We start from the raw sequence: 14,150 nt of genomic DNA on the forward strand, positions 1-14,150 counted from the left end.
AGACCCTATTTCCCGAAGCAATTTTGAGGCGCTAGCAACCCATGAAGGTGTTGGTCCCGGTCAAGCGGGTGATCGATTACAACGTCAAGGCCCGGGTGAAGCCCGACCAGACGGGTGTCGACCTCGCGAACGTCAAGATGTCGATGAACCCCTTCTGCGAGATCGCGGTCGAAGAGGCCGTGCGCCTGAAGGAAAAGGGCGTCGCCAGCGAAATCGTCGCCGTCTCCATCGGCCCGCAACAGGCGCAGGAGACCCTGCGCACGGCGCTGGCCATGGGCGCCGACCGCGCCATCCTGGTGCAGACGACCGAGGACCTGGAGCCGCTGGCCGTCGCCAAGGTTCTGGCCGCCATCATCGGCAAGGAAAGCCCTGACCTGGTGGTCATGGGCAAGCAGGCCATCGACGGCGACAACAACGCGGTCGGCCAGATGCTGGCGACCATCCTCGACTGGCCCCAGGCGACCTTCGCTTCCGCGCTGGAGGTCTCGGGCAAGAAGGCCAAGGTGACCCGCGAGGTCGACGGCGGCCTGCAGACTCTGGAAATCGACCTGCCGGGCGTCGTCACCGCCGACCTGCGCCTGAACGAGCCGCGCTACGCGAGCCTGCCCAACATCATGAAGGCCAAGAAGAAGGAGCTCGCCATCGAAGAGCTCGCCTCGTTCGGCGTCGACACAAAGCCGCGCCTGAAGGTCCTGAAGGTCACCGAGCCGCCGAAGCGCTCCGGCGGGATCAAGGTGGAGACCGCCGCCGACCTCGTCTCCAAGCTCAAGACCGAAGCGGGGGTGCTCTGATGGCCGTTCTCGTCATCGCCGACCACGACAACGCCCACCTGCGGGACACCACCGAAAAGACGGTGACCGCGGCGCTGAAGCTGTCGTCCGACGTCGACATCCTGGTGGCCGGCAAGGGCGCCAAGGGCGTCGCCGACGCCGCCGCCAAGATCACCGGCGTGCGCAAGGTGCTGCTGGCCGAAAGCGACGAGCTGGGCGAAGGCCTGGCCGAGAGCATGGAAGCCCTCGTGGTGCCGCTGATGAGCGGCTACGACGCGGTGCTGACGCCCGCCACCAGCCAGGGCAAGAACTTCAGCCCGCGCATCGCCGCCAAGCTGGACGTCGCCCAGATCTCCGAGATCGTCGATGTCGTCGACGCCAACACTTTCGTGCGCCCGATCTACGCCGGCAACGCGCTGGAGACCGTGCAGTCCTCCGACGCCAAGAAGGTGATCACCGTGCGCCCGACCGTGTTCAAGGCGGCGGCGGACGGCGGCTCGGCCAAGGTCGAGACGATTCCCGCGCCGGCCAAGCCCGCCAAGACCCATTTCGTGGATCAGAAGCTGGTGAAATCGGCGAGGCCCGAGCTCTCCGGCGCCAAGATCGTGGTCTCCGGGGGCCGCGCCATGGGCTCGGCGGAAGAGTTCCAGAAGGTGATCGAGCCGCTGGCCGATAAGCTCGGGGCCGCCGTCGGCGCCTCCCGCGCGGCGGTCGACGCGGGCTACGCGCCCAATGACTACCAGGTCGGCCAGACCGGCAAGGTCGTCGCGCCCGAGCTCTATATCGCCATCGGCATCTCCGGCGCCATCCAGCACCTGGCCGGCATGAAGGACTCCAAGGTGATCGTGGCGATCAACAAGGACGCCGACGCGCCGATCTTCCAGGTCGCCGACTACGGCCTGGTCGCCGACTACAAGACCGCCGTGCCGGAGTTGATGGCCGCCCTCACCGCCGCCGGAAAGTAGGCGCCGGCGCCGCGACGAAAAAGCCGGCGTCGCGACGAAACAGAAGGGGCGGCCCCGTCAGGGACCGCCCCTTTTTCTTGGCCCGGATGGCCGGCTCAGCGGCCGGCGACCTCGGCGGCCCGGCCGCCGCCGACATTGAGGGTCACCGCGCCATCCAGCAGCCCCACCGGCGGATTGGCCAGGAGAACGCGCTGCAGCACGGTGGCGACCTTGCGGTCGATCTCCGGAGCGCCGGAGCTTTGCAGCACGGCGACGCCGGTCACATGGCCGTCCGGCGCCACGGTGGCGCGCACCGAGATCGGCCGCGAAGCGGAGTCGACGCCGACCGCGCTCAGCCTTCGGTCGACCTGGGTCTGCACCTGGGCTGACATCAGCAGTTGTTGGCTGGGCGTGGCGAGGGCCGCGGAGGGGGCCGCCGAGGCAGCCAGCAGAAGGCCAGCCGCGCTCAGCATGAGAAGCTGGGCTTTCATGGTGTTCGTTCCTTGGGTTTGCGTTTCAGGTCTGCGGCGCCGCTGGATCGGATGTGGGGTCGCGACCGGTGTCTTGCGAACGATAGATTCTGGTCCGGGTTGTTATTGCCGCTAACAACCCCACCTCTCGAGTCCAGAGCTTGAGCTTGCCGTCCAGACCCCGGTTCCCGCCCGCCATGGCCCGCCTGCCGCCCTTCTTCTCGCTCCGCGCGCTCGAGGCCGCCGCCCGGCACGGCAGCTACAGCCGCGCCGCCAGGGAACTGTCGGTCACCCACGGCGCGGTCAGCCAGCAGATCCGCCGCCTGGAGGCCGAGCTCGGCGCACGGCTGTTTCAGCGGCGCGGCAACACCATGGTCGCGACTCCGGCCGCCGCACGCCTGGCGCGCCGGGTCGGCGAGGGCATGGACATCCTGCAGAACGCCGTGGCCGAGTTCGCCGCCGCCGCCGAGCGCGATCCCCTGGTGCTGAGCCTCGACACCCAGTTCGCCAGCCGCTGGCTGCCGCCCAGGCTCGCCCGCCTGCTGGGCGATCCCGCCGGCGCCAACCTGGAAATCCGCGTCGACGACCGGCTGGCCGACTTCACCACCGACGGGGTCGACGTCGCGGTGCGCTATGGCGCCGGCCGCTGGCCGGGTGTCGAGGTCCGCCCGCTGTTCGCAGACGCCCTGTTCCCGGTGTGCACTCCGGCTTTCGCTCAGGCCCATCCCATGCGCCGGCCGCAGGACGTGCTTTCCGTGCCGCTGATCCACCACCTGCACCGCCCCTGGGAGCTGTGGTTCACCGCGTTTGGCCTCACGCCGCCGCCGCGGAGCGGGCTGGTGATGGAGGACTCTGTGATGGTGATTGAGGCCGCGGCGCAGGGCCTGGGCGTCGCGCTCGGGCGCAGCGGCCTGGTCGAGGCGGACCTGGCCAACGGGCGGCTGGTGCGCCCGGTGGAGGGCGACGTCGCCTCCGACCTCGGCTTCTTCGTCGTCTGGCGCGCCGACAACCGCAAGGCCGCCCGCATCGCCGCACTGCAAGATTGGCTGGCGGCCGAGACGGCGCTCGCCGCCGTCGGCGGGATGGTCCGATCGGCTCTTTACGATTCGCCAACCGACGACGGCCACGCTGCGCCGCAGCAAAACGCTTGCGGCAGTACGGCGCCGCCATGTTAGAAAGTCGCCATAAAAAGAAACGCGGCGCCAAATCTTCCCGGGTTTGTCCGGCGCCCGTTCATCGAGGCTCATTTGAATGGTTCAGATTAAGTCGGTCGGCGTCATCGGCGCGGGCCAGATGGGGACGGGTATCGCCCATGTGGTGGCGTTGGGCGGCTACGAGGTGCTGCTGCATGACGTGAGCGCGGAACGGCTGGAGGCGGGCATGGGCCTGATCCACCGCAACCTCACCCGCCAGGTCGGCCGCGGCATCGTCACCCAGGACGAGATGGACGCGGCGCTGAGCCACATCAAGCCCGCGCCCGAGCTGCAGGCCATCGGCCAGACGGACCTGGCCATCGAGGCCGCCACCGAGAACGAAGAGACCAAGAAGACCATCTTCAAGGCGCTGGGCCCGCACCTGGGGGCGACCACGCTCCTCGCTTCCAACACCTCGTCGATCTCGATCACCCGGCTGGCGGCCGCCACCGACCGGCCCGACCGGTTCATCGGCCTGCACTTCATGAACCCGGCGCCCTTGATGAAGCTGGTGGAGATCATCCGCGGCATCGCCACCGGCCCGGAGACCTACGAGACCGCCGTGCAGTTCGCCCAGAGTCTGGGCAAGACCACCGCCAACGCCGAGGACTTCCCGGCCTTCATCGTCAACCGCGTGCTGGTGCCGATGATCAACGAGGCGATCTACACCCTCTACGAAGGCGTCGGCACGGTGGAAGCCATCGACACCGCCATGAAGCTGGGCGCCAACCACCCGATGGGGCCCCTGGAACTCGGCGACTTCATCGGCTTGGACACGGTCCTGTCGATCATGAACGTGCTCTACGAAGGCCTGGCGGACTCCAAGTACCGCCCCTGCCCGCTGCTGGTGAAATACGTCGAGGCCGGCTGGCTCGGCCGCAAGGCCGGGCGCGGCTTCTACGACTACCGCGGCGATGTGCCCGTCCCGACGCGGTAGGGGCTAGGTCAGGAGGCATCCTTGAAAGGGCTGTCATTTTTCGCGGCCATTACAATGGTTGGATTGCAAGCCGTAGCGACGGCGGCAGGCGCCAGAGAGTGTCGCGTCGTGCAGGGGCGGTACGCAATTTACGCGAACCATGACCGGCTGTGGGTCGTCGGCAGCAAACATCTTCTCGATGTCAGCATCGACAAGCTCGACGATGAGCTGGACACGCGCGGCTGGGAGAAAACTGCCGCCTATGGGACCTTCACGATCTGCGCCGACCACATCGGAGACCCCCGAGCCCTAAGCGTGCGAGATCGTGTGCAGGTCACCGACCATGGTCACCTTGAGTTTCGACCGCACCGCTAAGTGATGGCCTCGGCCAAACGGAAGTCCATCGTCGTCCGTCGGGACGGACTGAGCCATAGATCTTATGGCGGCCAGTTTGCCTTCCGGTCTCGGCAACTCAAGGACGCGCCAAAGGCGCGCCGCCGCGCGGGCGGCCAGGGGCCGCTCCTTGACTTGCCGAGACCGGAAGGCTCGCATCTGCCGTGAGATTTAAGGCGGGGAAGCGCCACGAAGGACGCGCCTCCGACCCGGTTGACGATCCTTCCCGGCAAGGCCAGGTTTCCCGTCTCGGTCGATGCAACCGGCCGCCTGCGCCCGTCCGGGCATGGTGAATGCATCTCTTGAAGCGCGGTTAGCTCCCTTTTCTGGGCGGACCGATCAGGAACGCAGGCGCTGATCTCTGTGGTTCGCCCCAGAACAAGGGGTTCACATATATGCGCAACTATCGCGACGCGAAGATCATGGCCAAGGCGCTCCGCCAGGAGTTGGCCGAAAAGGGCGTCTCGCTCACCCACAGCGAGTGCCTGGAACTGGTGGCCCGCCAACTCGGCGTGGACAATTGGAACATCCTGGCCGCGCGCCTCGCCGAGGAGCCGGCGCCGCCCGCAAAGACAGGGCTCACCCTGCCTGCCGGCTGGATCGTGGGAGGCTCTAAGCCGGGTCTCTACGACGTCGGCGTCGATCCGCAGGTCCGGCGCGGCTCGGCCCCCGTCGCGGTCATCAGGACGCGCTATCCCGAAGACGATCCACGATACGCCGAGACGGGTTTCGCGACCCTGATGCAAAGCGTCGTCGCCGATCCGTTCCGAGGCCGGCGGATGCGCCTGACGGCCGACCTCAGGACCCGGGATGTGGTGGGCGCGGCGACCCTGTGGCTGCGGGTGGACGGCACGCCCAGGGGAACACTCGCGTTTGACAATATGGAGCAGCGCACCGTCGATGGCCCGCTCGACGGAACCCGGGATTGGACGCCGAGGAAGGTCGTCCTCGACGTGCCGGAGGAAGCCGGAAGCCTGCACTTCGGTTTCTATCTCCGCGGGCTCGGCTGCGCCTGGGCGACCGGGTTCGATCTTCACGAAGCGCCGTCGGAGGAGGTGACCGGCGGGACGAACTATCGCCAGCGGCCGACCAACCTCGACTTCCGGGAGCCGGGCTAGCCGCGCGCCGGCCCGCAGCCCTCCGACACCCCCTGGAACCGCCCTCAGAATTCCTGCGTTCTAATATCTACTGAATTGGTAGGAATATGCGGCCGAACCCTAGAGGAGCAGGCGCATGGCGGCGATTGGCGAGCTCTACAACGTACCCACCGGACCGGCGCCGCAGGGGGTGCTCGGCCTGGAGCGGCTGTTGCGGCCGCCGGCGGAGGGGCGCGGCTTCTCCGCCCGGCCGGTCTCGCTGGAGGTGCTCGAGGAACTGCAGGCGCTGATGGCGGTCAGTCCCGGCATGACCGGCGCCTCGCCGACCCGCATGCTGTTCATCTCCACCCCGTCGGCCAAGGCGAGGCTGGCCCAGCGGCTGGCGCCCCGCACCCGCGACGCCGCGGTGCTTGCGCCGGTCTGCGCTGTGGTCGGCTATGACCGCGAGTTCGCCGAGCAGCTGATCGCCTTCGTGGGCGACGGCCCTGCCGGGGAGTCCTGCTTCGACCGCCCCGCGACGCTCCGCGCCACCGCCCTGCGCAACAGCGTGCTGCAGGGCGCCTACCTGACGCTTTCCGCCCGGAGCCTGGGCCTGGAGGCGGCCTTCCTGCACGGCTTCGACGGCGCAGCGGTCGCCCAGGAGTTCTTCCGCGACCCCGCCGTCAGCGCGATCTTCGTGGCGGCGCTGGGCTATCCGCGGCCCTAGTTCACCGCCGCCTGAGCGATCGGCCGCATCAGGTCGTAGCCGGCCTTCAGCGGGTGCACCCCGTCGCGACTGAGCGCGGGCTTCATGCCGCCCTCGGGCGTGGCGAGCACCGGCCCGTAGTCCACGAAGCCCTCGCCCTCAGCCTTCGCGAAGGCGGCGATCCAGGCGTTGAGCTCGCGGATCTGCCCCGCCGGGTGGATGGCGGGCCGCCACGAAATCACCGCCGCCGGCGGGATCGCGCCCAACACCACGCGGATGCGATGCGCCTTGGCGACGGCGACCATGGCGCGCAGGTTGTTCTTCAGGTCCTCCGGCCGCTCGGGGCCGTTGTTGCCGGCCACATCGTTGGTGCCGATCAGGATGTGGACGGTCTTCGGCTTCAGGGCCACCACGTCCTGCTCGAAGCGCAGCAGCAGCTGGCTCGAGGTCTGGCCGCTGATGCCGCGGTTCACGATCCTGTCGCTGAAGAAGCCCGGGTCGGCGGCGCCCCAGAGCTCGGTGATCGAATCGCCCAAGAACACCACCCGCACCCCGCCCTGCTTTTCCAGCCGCGCGTCGTCGGCGCGGAAACGGCAGAGGTCGGCGAAATCGTTCTTGGCGCTCCAGGCGGCCAGCCGGTCGCGCTCCGGCCCCTCCTTGGCGTAGGCCGCCATGACCTCGGGGCTCGCCGGCACGCCCGTGCTCAACGCCTGGGCGAGCGCCTTCATCGCCGCCGAACGCCCGAAGCTGCCCGGCGGACAGGGCTGGTCGACCATGCCGACGGCGCCGGCGATCGGCGGCAGGGGCGGCGGCGTCTGGGCCTGGGCGACCCCCGCCAGCAGACCCGCCGCCAACAGGCCGGTCATCGCCAGTCTCACGGCGTGTCCAAGATGTCCGGTCATCGTCTCGATCCCTCGCTTGGGCGCCTATCAGGGGGCGAACCGAACCCGAGAGCAACCGCGGTCAAGACAGGCCTGCGCCGCCGCGCGATGATGCGGCCATGAACGCGGCCCCTCAGCCCTCGACGCTTACCGACCCCATGGAGCGGGCGCGGCGGCATATCGAGGCCAACCTCGACGGGGCGCTCAGCCTCGGCGACCTCGCCGACGCCGCCCGGCTCTCGCCCTACCACTTCACCCGCCTGTTCACCGGCCGCTATGGCCTGAGCCCCATGGCCTATGTCCGGGTGCGGCGGCTGGAGGGCGCCGCCGAGCGGTTGCGCGCCGAGTCGCTTGGGGGCGCGCGCCTCACCATCATCGACCTGGCCTTCGACTGCGGCTTCGACAGCCAGGAAGGCTTCACCCGCGCCTTCATCCGCGAATTCGGCATCTCGCCCGGCCGCTACCGCGACGGCGAACGCCCGCACCGACCGGAGACCCTCGCCATGCCGACCGCCGACCTCCACGCCAGCAACCTCACCCAGGCGCCCTCGCCGGCCCGAAAGCCGGCCTTGCGGATCGCCGGGATCGGGGCCGACTTCGACGAGGCCAATGTCTCCGGCATCCCGCTGCTCTGGGGCCAGTTCGCGCCGCGCCTGCCGTTGCCGGGCCAGGTCGGCGGCGGGACCTTCGGGGTCTGCTGCGCCGGCCCCGGCGGCAAGGGGGTCCACTACATCGCCGGCGCGGCCCTCGCCGAAGGCGCGCCCGCGCCGCCGGGCATGAAGGTCATCGAGATTCCGCCCCATGCCTATCTGGTGTTCCGCCAGGTGCTGAGCGGCGGCCCGCTGCACCCGCAGATGCAGTCGGCGGTGCGCGAGATCTGGGGCGAGCGGGTCCCTGCCTCGGGCCACACCCTCGCCCGGGGCGTCCCCGACCTGGAAGTCTACCCCGACGACTTCGCGCCGGACCGCGCCGGCGGCTGGGTGGAATGGTGGATCCCGGTGGAGGCCTAGGCGAAAAATCGCCGACCGGCGTCGATTCCCCACGAGCTCGTTCGACGTCTTGATGAGGCGGCGAAAACGGACCGGCTCGATCGAGGGAGACAGACGATGCGGGTCATGGTGATCGGGAAAGCCACCGAGGCGAGCGAAGCGGGGACGCCGCCCACGATGGAGGCGTTCGAGGCGATGGAGCGGTTCATCGAGGAGCTGGCCCAGGCCGGCGTCCTGGTGGCCGGCGCGGGCCTCAAGAACTCCGCCCAGGCCAAGCGCATCGTCATCGACGGCGACAGCCGCACGGTCATCGACGGGCCGTTCGCCGAGGCGCGCGAACTGGTCGCCGGCTTCCAGATCTGGGAGGTCAAGGACATGGACGAGGCCATGGCCTGGGCGATGCGCAGCCCCAATCCCATGCCGGGCCGCTCCGAAATGGAGATCCGGCCGTTCATCGAGGCCGAGGACATGGCGCAGGCCCTGAACCTCGAGGGGACCCACGAGCCGCCCAGCGGGGAGCGCGGACGGCTCGGTGTCGCCTGATATCGCGGACGGTCGGCGGCCGGAGCGCCGTCTTGTCTCCCCTGCGGCCATGGCCGAAAAAGCCTCGTGACCGCAGGCGAGACCCCAATTCCAGGCGACACACACCGGGCGATCGAGGCGACCTTCCGCATCGAGCGGGCGAGGCTGATCGCCGGCCTCGCCCGCCTCGTGCGCGACGTCGGCCTCGCCGAGGAGCTGGCGCAGGACGCGCTGGTTATGGCGCTGGCCGAGTGGCCGAGGAGCGGCGTCCCCGCCAGGCCCGGCGCCTGGCTGATGACCGTCGCCAAGCGCCGCGCCATCGACGCGGTGCGCCGCGACCGGATGCGCGAGCGCAAGCACCAGGAGATCGCCCGGACGCTGGACGAGGTCTCCGACGACGCGGTCGAGGCGATCGATGCGGCCATGGACGACGATCTCGGCGACGAACTCCTGGGCCTGATCTTCACCGCCTGCCACCCGATGCTGTCGCCCGATGCGCGGGCGGCGCTCACGCTCAGGGTGGTCGGCGGCCTGACGACCGACGAGATCGCCCGCGCCTTCCTGGCGAGCGAGGCCACGATCGCCCAGCGCATCGTCAGGGCGAAGAAGGCGATCGCCAAGGCCGGGCTCGCCTTCGAGACGCCGCGGGGCGCGGAGCGGGCGGCCCGGCTGCCCTCGGTGCTGGAGGTCATCTACCTGATCTTCAACGAAGGCTATGCGGCCACCGCCGGCGACGACCTCGTCCGCCCGGGCCTCTGCCTGGAGGCGCGGCGTCTGGGCCGGATGCTGGCCGCGCGGATGCCCAAGGATTCCGAAACGCTCGGCCTCTTGGCGCTCATGGAGATCCAGGCGTCGCGCCTCAGAGCCCGCACCGGGCCGGACGGCGCCTTCGTGCCGCTGACCGAGCAGGACCGCGCCCGCTGGGACCGGCTCTCCATTCGCCAAGGCCTCGACGCGCTCGCCCGCGCCGAGGCCCTGGCCGGTCCCCAGGCGAGCGATTGGGGACCCTATGTGCTGCAGGCCGCGCTCGCCGCCTGCCACGCCCGCGCCCGCCGGGCCGCCGACACCGACTGGCCGCGGATCGCCGCGTTGTACGACCAACTGCGCGCCGTGGCGCCCTCGCCGGTCGTCGATCTCAACCGCGCGATCGCCCACAGCATGGCGTTCGGGCCCGACGCGGGCCTGCGCCTGCTGGACGCGCTCGCCGACGTCACCGTCCTGCGAGGCTATGCGCCCTTGCCGGCGGCGCGGGGCGACTTCCTGTTCCGGGCCGGCCGGCGGGCCGAGGCGCGTTCGGAGTTCCAGGCCGCCGCCGCCCTCGCCCGCAACCTGCGCGAACGCGATTTTCTGCTCGCCCGCGCCGAGGCCTGCGGCGACGCCGCTCGATCCTAGCCCTCCAGCGCCCCGATCATCGCCACCCGCGCCACATGCCAGCCGCCGTCGAACGACGCGGCCAGGAACGCATCCACGATGTCGAGCGCCAGGCCCTCGCCCACCACCCGCGCGCCGAGCGCCAGCATGTTGGCGTCGTTGTGCTGGCGGATCATCCGGGCGGAGTAGGTGTCGGCGCAGACGCCGCAGCGGATGCCCTTGACCTTGTTGGCCGCCATCATGATCCCCTGGCCCGTGCCGCACAGGATGACGCCGAACCGGCAATCGCCGGACGCCACCAGCCGCGCCGCCGCGGCGCCCTGCTCAGGATAGGGCGTGCTCTCCGGCGCCGTCGGCCCGATGTCGACCGCCACCCAGCCTTGAGCCGCGATGTGGGCGGCGATGGCCTGGCGCAGCGCAATGGCCGTGTGGTCGCTGGAGAGGACGATGCGGTTGTCGGCGGTCATGGCGGCGGCGTCCGTCCCGTTTCGCAAGACAGCTTAGCGGCTCCGCCCTAAGCCGCCACCTTCGCCCGCGCCGGCGTGGGATTGCTGAACTCCAGCGTCCCGTCCTCAAGCTTCGCGTACCGCAGGCTCATCAGGTCGAGCGCATAGTTCTGGTGCAGTTTCCAGGGCGCCTTGGACCCCTGCTTGGGGAACTTCGCCATGGCCCGCTGGACGTAGCCGGAGGAGAAATCCAGCCACGGCTGGCGCTCGATATCGGGATCGTCGTTGCGCGGCGTCACCTGGCGCAGGCCGGTCCTGGCCATGTGGTTCAGGAGGCGGCAGATGTATTCGCAGGTCAGGTCGCACTTCAGCGTCCAGGACGCATTGGTGTAGCCGAACGACGACGCCAGGTTGGGCGTGTCCTCGTACATCATGCCCTTGTAGGAGAGCGTCGCGCCGGGATCGACCGCGCGCCCGTCGACGCTGATCGAAAGGCCGTTCATCACCTGCAGCGTCAGGCCGGTGGCGCTGACGATGATGTCGGCCTTCAGCTGCGCGCCGCTCCTGAGCTTGATCCCGTCCTCGGTGAAGCTCTCGATGTGGTCGGTGACCACGCTGGCGCGGCCCGCCTTGATCGCCTCGAAGAGGTCGGCGTCGGGGACCAGGCACAGGCGCTGATCCCAGGGATTGTAGGTGGGCGTGAAGTGCTTGCCGACATCGTAGTCGGGACCGAGCTGGGCGCGGACCATGTCGATGATGTTCTTCTTCACCGCGTCGGGCTTGTTGCGGGCGAGGCGAAAGAACCACATGCCGAACAGCACGTTGCGCCAGCGGATCAGGTGGTAGGCGAGCTTGGCCGGGAGCGCCTTGCGCAGCCGGTTGGCCATCGCGTCCTCGGCGGGCCGCGAGACCACATAGGTCGGCGAGCGCTGCAGCATGGTCACGTGGCCGGCCGTCCCCGCCATGGCCGGGACCACGGTCACCGCCGTCGCGCCGGACCCGATCACCACCACCTGCTTGCCGGCGTAGTCGAGACCCTCCGGCCATTTCTGCGGATGGATGAGCGTCCCCTTGAACCGCTCGACGCCCGGGAACTCCGGCGTGTAGCCGCCCTCGTAGCTGTAGTAGCCGCCGCAGAGGAAGACGAAGCCCGCGGTGAGCGTCACCGCCGCGCCATCGCTGCGTTGGGCCTCGACCGTCCAGCAGGCGTCGGCGCTCGACCAGGCGGCCGAAGTCACCTTGTGGCCATAGCGGATGTTCCGGTCGATGCCGTTTTCGGCCGCCGTGTCGCGCACATATTTTAGGATCGAGGGGCCGTCGGCGATGGCCTTGGCCTGCGTCCACGGCTTGAAGGCGTAACCCAGCGTGTACATGTCGCTGTCCGACCGGATGCCCGGATAGCGGAACAGGTCCCAGGTCCCGCCGATCGCGTCCCGCCCCTCCAGGATCACGTAGGAGCGGTCGGGGCATTTGTCCTGCAGGTGCCAGCCGGCGCCGACGCCGCTCAAGCCCGCGCCCACGATCAGCACATCGAAGTGCTCGGGCCCCGCCTTGCCCGCCGATCCGTCCGCCATCTGAAGCTCGCTCCGGGTTAGGTGAACACCGATCACATATTTTCATCGGAGAGGCCAGCGCGGCGGCGGCCGCCCAGATTTGGAACCCCGGAAACACGGAAAGAGCACGGAAGAAGAAAGAAACCACGGACCCACACAGACGCACACCGACCCGCCTTGCCCGTCGCGAGCGCAGCTCGCCTTCTGATCCTTAGCTAGAACCTATCGGAAGATGGCCTTCGGCCTTTCAAGCGGCAGGACAGGTCCGTGTGCGTCTGTGTCCGTCCGTGGTTGAATCCTCCTTCCGTGTTTTCCGGGGTTCAAAACAGCTGAGCCTCCGCCGCTCGGCGCGCCATCGCCGCACCCGGCGTTAATCCATTCGACTTGCCGCCAAGCTGCGTCGGATACTCACCCAAGTGATTCGGATGGCGGGACCATGCGTCGCCTGACCCTTGGCCTTCTCTGCGCGACCTACCTCTGCCTGTCGCTGATCGTCTCGCTGACGCTGTGGCGGAACGGCGGCGGCTGGGGCGCTGGCGTGGCCGCCCTGGTGGGCGGGCTTGGCCTCTGCTTCGCCTTCCACGGCCTGATCGAACGCGCGCTGGAGACCGGCGCCATCAAGGGCGATGTGGAGAACCTGCGCGAGGCGCACCAGATCCTCATCTCCCAGGTCGAGGCCCTGGACACCCGGGTCAGCGAGATCTTCGAGGCCGCGGTGCAGGACGCCACCCGCTCCGACGCGCTGATCGACGAGGTCCACATGCTGGAGGACCTGGTCGAGCAGATGCGCCGGCGGCTCGATGAGCAGGGCGACGCGCCGGCCTTCCCGGCCCACCTGGGCGGCGACGCGCGCCACACGCCGGCCCTGCTGGACACCGTGCGCGAGGCGCTGACCGAGAACCGTGTCGACCTCTATCTGCAGCCGATCGTCAATCTCCCGCAGCGGCGCACCCAGTTCTACGAGAGCTTCTCGCGCCTGCGTGACGAGAGCGGCCGGGTGATGATGCCGGCGGAGTACCTGACCGTCGCCGAGCCCGGCGGCCTGGTCACCGCCATCGACAACCTTCTGCTGTTCCGCTGCGTGCAGATCGTGCGGCGCCTGGCCAAGCAGGACCGCAAGATCGGCATCTTCTGCAACGTCTCCATGGCCAGCCTCGCCGACGAGAGCTTCTTCCCGCAGTTCCTCGACCTCCTGACCGCCAACCGCGACCTGGCCGGCGCCCTGATCTTCGAGATCGGCCAGCAGGCCTTCGACGCCCGCGGCTCGGTGGAGGCGCGCAACATGGGCAAGCTCGCCGACCTCGGCTTCCGCTTCAGCCTGGACAAGGTCACCGACCTCGACCTCGATCTGCAGGACCTGTCGCGCGCCGACGTGAAGTTCCTGAAGATCGCCGCCCCGGTGCTGCTGGACGAGCTGACCGAGGTCGACGGGCGCCTGGTGCTGCGCGCGTTGCCCGACCTCGCCGCCGAGGACTTCACGGCGCTGACGCTGCGCTACGGCGTGCAGGTGATCGCCGAGAAGATCGAGGCCGAGCGCCAGGTGGTCGACGTGCTCGAGCTCAACATCGGCTTTGGCCAGGGCCACCTGTTCGGCGAGCCCCGCGCCATCAAGGAAGCCGTGCTCACCGAAGCCGGCCCGCCGCCCACCCTGGTCCGCCCGCAGTTCCGCGACACGCTGCAGAAGCGCGCGGCGTTCGGCTAGGGAGTTGCCTCCCGGCACATGCCGCCCAGAATCCGCCAGGTGTCGCCCCGCTGGACCCAGGTGTGGGTGAAGTTGCGCACCTGGGGTTTGCCCGAGCCGTCGGCCGCCGGCGTCGTCGCGCGATAGTAGACGACCACGAGGCCCGGCCCGCCGGTGGCGGCGCGCGCGTCGAGGACGGGGGGAGACCTTGTCAGGTTTGAGCGATATCGCGGCCTTGT

16 protein-coding genes are annotated in these 14,150 nt (G+C 69.3%); 11 read left to right on the top strand and 5 right to left on the bottom strand.

Annotation, left to right across the window (positions count from 1 at the left end; translation table 11 throughout):
• Window positions 1–41 precede the first annotated feature (41 nt).
• Complete coding sequence (locus tag VKQ35_RS09955) at window positions 42–791, top strand: electron transfer flavoprotein subunit beta/FixA family protein (RefSeq protein ID WP_324361057.1); 750 nt, start codon at window positions 42–44, stop codon at window positions 789–791.
• Window positions 791–1,735 carry an electron transfer flavoprotein subunit alpha/FixB family protein gene (locus tag VKQ35_RS09960; protein WP_324361058.1) on the top strand — a complete coding sequence of 315 codons (945 nt, stop codon included), beginning with the start codon at window positions 791–793 and terminating at the stop codon, window positions 1,733–1,735. The genes VKQ35_RS09955 and VKQ35_RS09960 overlap by 1 nt, the downstream gene beginning before the upstream one ends.
• Before the next feature lie 95 nt (window positions 1,736–1,830).
• On the opposite strand, the gene VKQ35_RS09965 is transcribed toward VKQ35_RS09960, so the two are convergent.
• Window positions 1,831–2,205, bottom strand: coding sequence for a TonB family protein (locus VKQ35_RS09965; protein ID WP_324361060.1), 375 nt, complete (start codon window positions 2,203–2,205; stop codon window positions 1,831–1,833).
• Window positions 2,206–2,351: 146 nt separating this feature from the next.
• Between VKQ35_RS09965 and VKQ35_RS09970 the strand changes: the two genes are divergently transcribed.
• The 5 genes from VKQ35_RS09970 (at window position 2,352) to VKQ35_RS09990 (ending at window position 6,489) form a co-directional block, all read left to right on the top strand.
• On the top strand, window positions 2,352–3,359 hold the full coding sequence (locus VKQ35_RS09970) for a LysR substrate-binding domain-containing protein (RefSeq protein ID WP_324361062.1): 1,008 nt from the start codon (window positions 2,352–2,354) through the stop codon (window positions 3,357–3,359).
• 76 nt (window positions 3,360–3,435) lie between these two features.
• Window positions 3,436–4,314 carry a 3-hydroxybutyryl-CoA dehydrogenase gene (locus VKQ35_RS09975; RefSeq protein ID WP_324361064.1) on the top strand — a complete coding sequence of 293 codons (879 nt, stop codon included), beginning with the start codon at window positions 3,436–3,438 and terminating at the stop codon, window positions 4,312–4,314.
• Window positions 4,315–4,335: 21 nt separating this feature from the next.
• A complete protein-coding gene (locus tag VKQ35_RS09980) occupies window positions 4,336–4,668 on the top strand; it encodes a hypothetical protein (RefSeq protein ID WP_324361066.1) in 333 nt (110 codons plus the stop codon).
• 413 nt (window positions 4,669–5,081) lie between these two features.
• Window positions 5,082–5,804 carry a glyoxalase superfamily protein gene (locus VKQ35_RS09985; protein WP_324361068.1) on the top strand — a complete coding sequence of 241 codons (723 nt, stop codon included), beginning with the start codon at window positions 5,082–5,084 and terminating at the stop codon, window positions 5,802–5,804.
• A 115-nt stretch (window positions 5,805–5,919) separates the two neighbouring features.
• A complete protein-coding gene (locus VKQ35_RS09990; RefSeq protein ID WP_324361070.1) occupies window positions 5,920–6,489 on the top strand; it encodes a nitroreductase family protein in 570 nt (189 codons plus the stop codon).
• Here VKQ35_RS09990 and VKQ35_RS09995 read toward each other — a convergent pair.
• Window positions 6,486–7,346: a GDSL-type esterase/lipase family protein gene (locus tag VKQ35_RS09995; RefSeq protein WP_324361072.1), complete on the bottom strand. Its 861-nt coding sequence runs from the start codon at window positions 7,344–7,346 to the stop codon at window positions 6,486–6,488. The two genes, VKQ35_RS09990 and VKQ35_RS09995, sit on opposite strands and share 4 nt — an antisense overlap.
• Window positions 7,347–7,468: 122 nt before the next feature.
• Here VKQ35_RS09995 and VKQ35_RS10000 point away from each other — a divergent pair, with 122 nt between their 5' ends.
• The 3 genes from VKQ35_RS10000 (at window position 7,469) to VKQ35_RS10010 (ending at window position 10,252) form a co-directional block, all read left to right on the top strand.
• Window positions 7,469–8,359, top strand: a complete 891-nt coding sequence (locus VKQ35_RS10000) for an AraC family transcriptional regulator (protein ID WP_324361074.1) — start codon at window positions 7,469–7,471, stop codon at window positions 8,357–8,359.
• Window positions 8,360–8,455: 96 nt separating this feature from the next.
• Window positions 8,456–8,881, top strand: a complete 426-nt coding sequence (locus VKQ35_RS10005) for a YciI family protein (RefSeq protein WP_324361076.1) — start codon at window positions 8,456–8,458, stop codon at window positions 8,879–8,881.
• 66 nt (window positions 8,882–8,947) lie between these two features.
• Window positions 8,948–10,252: an RNA polymerase sigma factor gene (locus VKQ35_RS10010; RefSeq protein WP_324361078.1), complete on the top strand. Its 1,305-nt coding sequence runs from the start codon at window positions 8,948–8,950 to the stop codon at window positions 10,250–10,252.
• On the opposite strand, the gene rpiB is transcribed toward VKQ35_RS10010, so the two are convergent.
• Window positions 10,249–10,698, bottom strand: coding sequence for a ribose 5-phosphate isomerase B (gene rpiB, locus VKQ35_RS10015; RefSeq protein ID WP_324361080.1), 450 nt, complete (start codon window positions 10,696–10,698; stop codon window positions 10,249–10,251). The two genes, VKQ35_RS10010 and rpiB, sit on opposite strands and share 4 nt — an antisense overlap.
• 47 nt (window positions 10,699–10,745) lie before the next feature.
• On the bottom strand, window positions 10,746–12,251 hold the full coding sequence (locus tag VKQ35_RS10020; RefSeq protein WP_324361082.1) for an NAD(P)/FAD-dependent oxidoreductase: 1,506 nt from the start codon (window positions 12,249–12,251) through the stop codon (window positions 10,746–10,748).
• A gap of 415 nt (window positions 12,252–12,666) precedes the next feature.
• Between VKQ35_RS10020 and VKQ35_RS10025 the strand changes: the two genes are divergently transcribed.
• Window positions 12,667–13,932 carry an EAL domain-containing protein gene (locus VKQ35_RS10025; RefSeq protein ID WP_324361084.1) on the top strand — a complete coding sequence of 422 codons (1,266 nt, stop codon included), beginning with the start codon at window positions 12,667–12,669 and terminating at the stop codon, window positions 13,930–13,932.
• Here the strand turns inward: VKQ35_RS10025 and VKQ35_RS10030 are convergent.
• Entirely contained in the window at window positions 13,929–14,069 is a 141-nt protein-coding gene (locus tag VKQ35_RS10030) for a hypothetical protein (RefSeq protein WP_324361086.1), read from the bottom strand. The two genes, VKQ35_RS10025 and VKQ35_RS10030, sit on opposite strands and share 4 nt — an antisense overlap.
• Window positions 14,070–14,150: the final 81 nt, after the last annotated feature.

It is taken from the genome of Phenylobacterium sp., from assembly GCF_035309685.1.
In the GTDB taxonomy this organism is placed as follows: Bacteria; Pseudomonadota; Alphaproteobacteria; order Caulobacterales; family Caulobacteraceae; genus Phenylobacterium.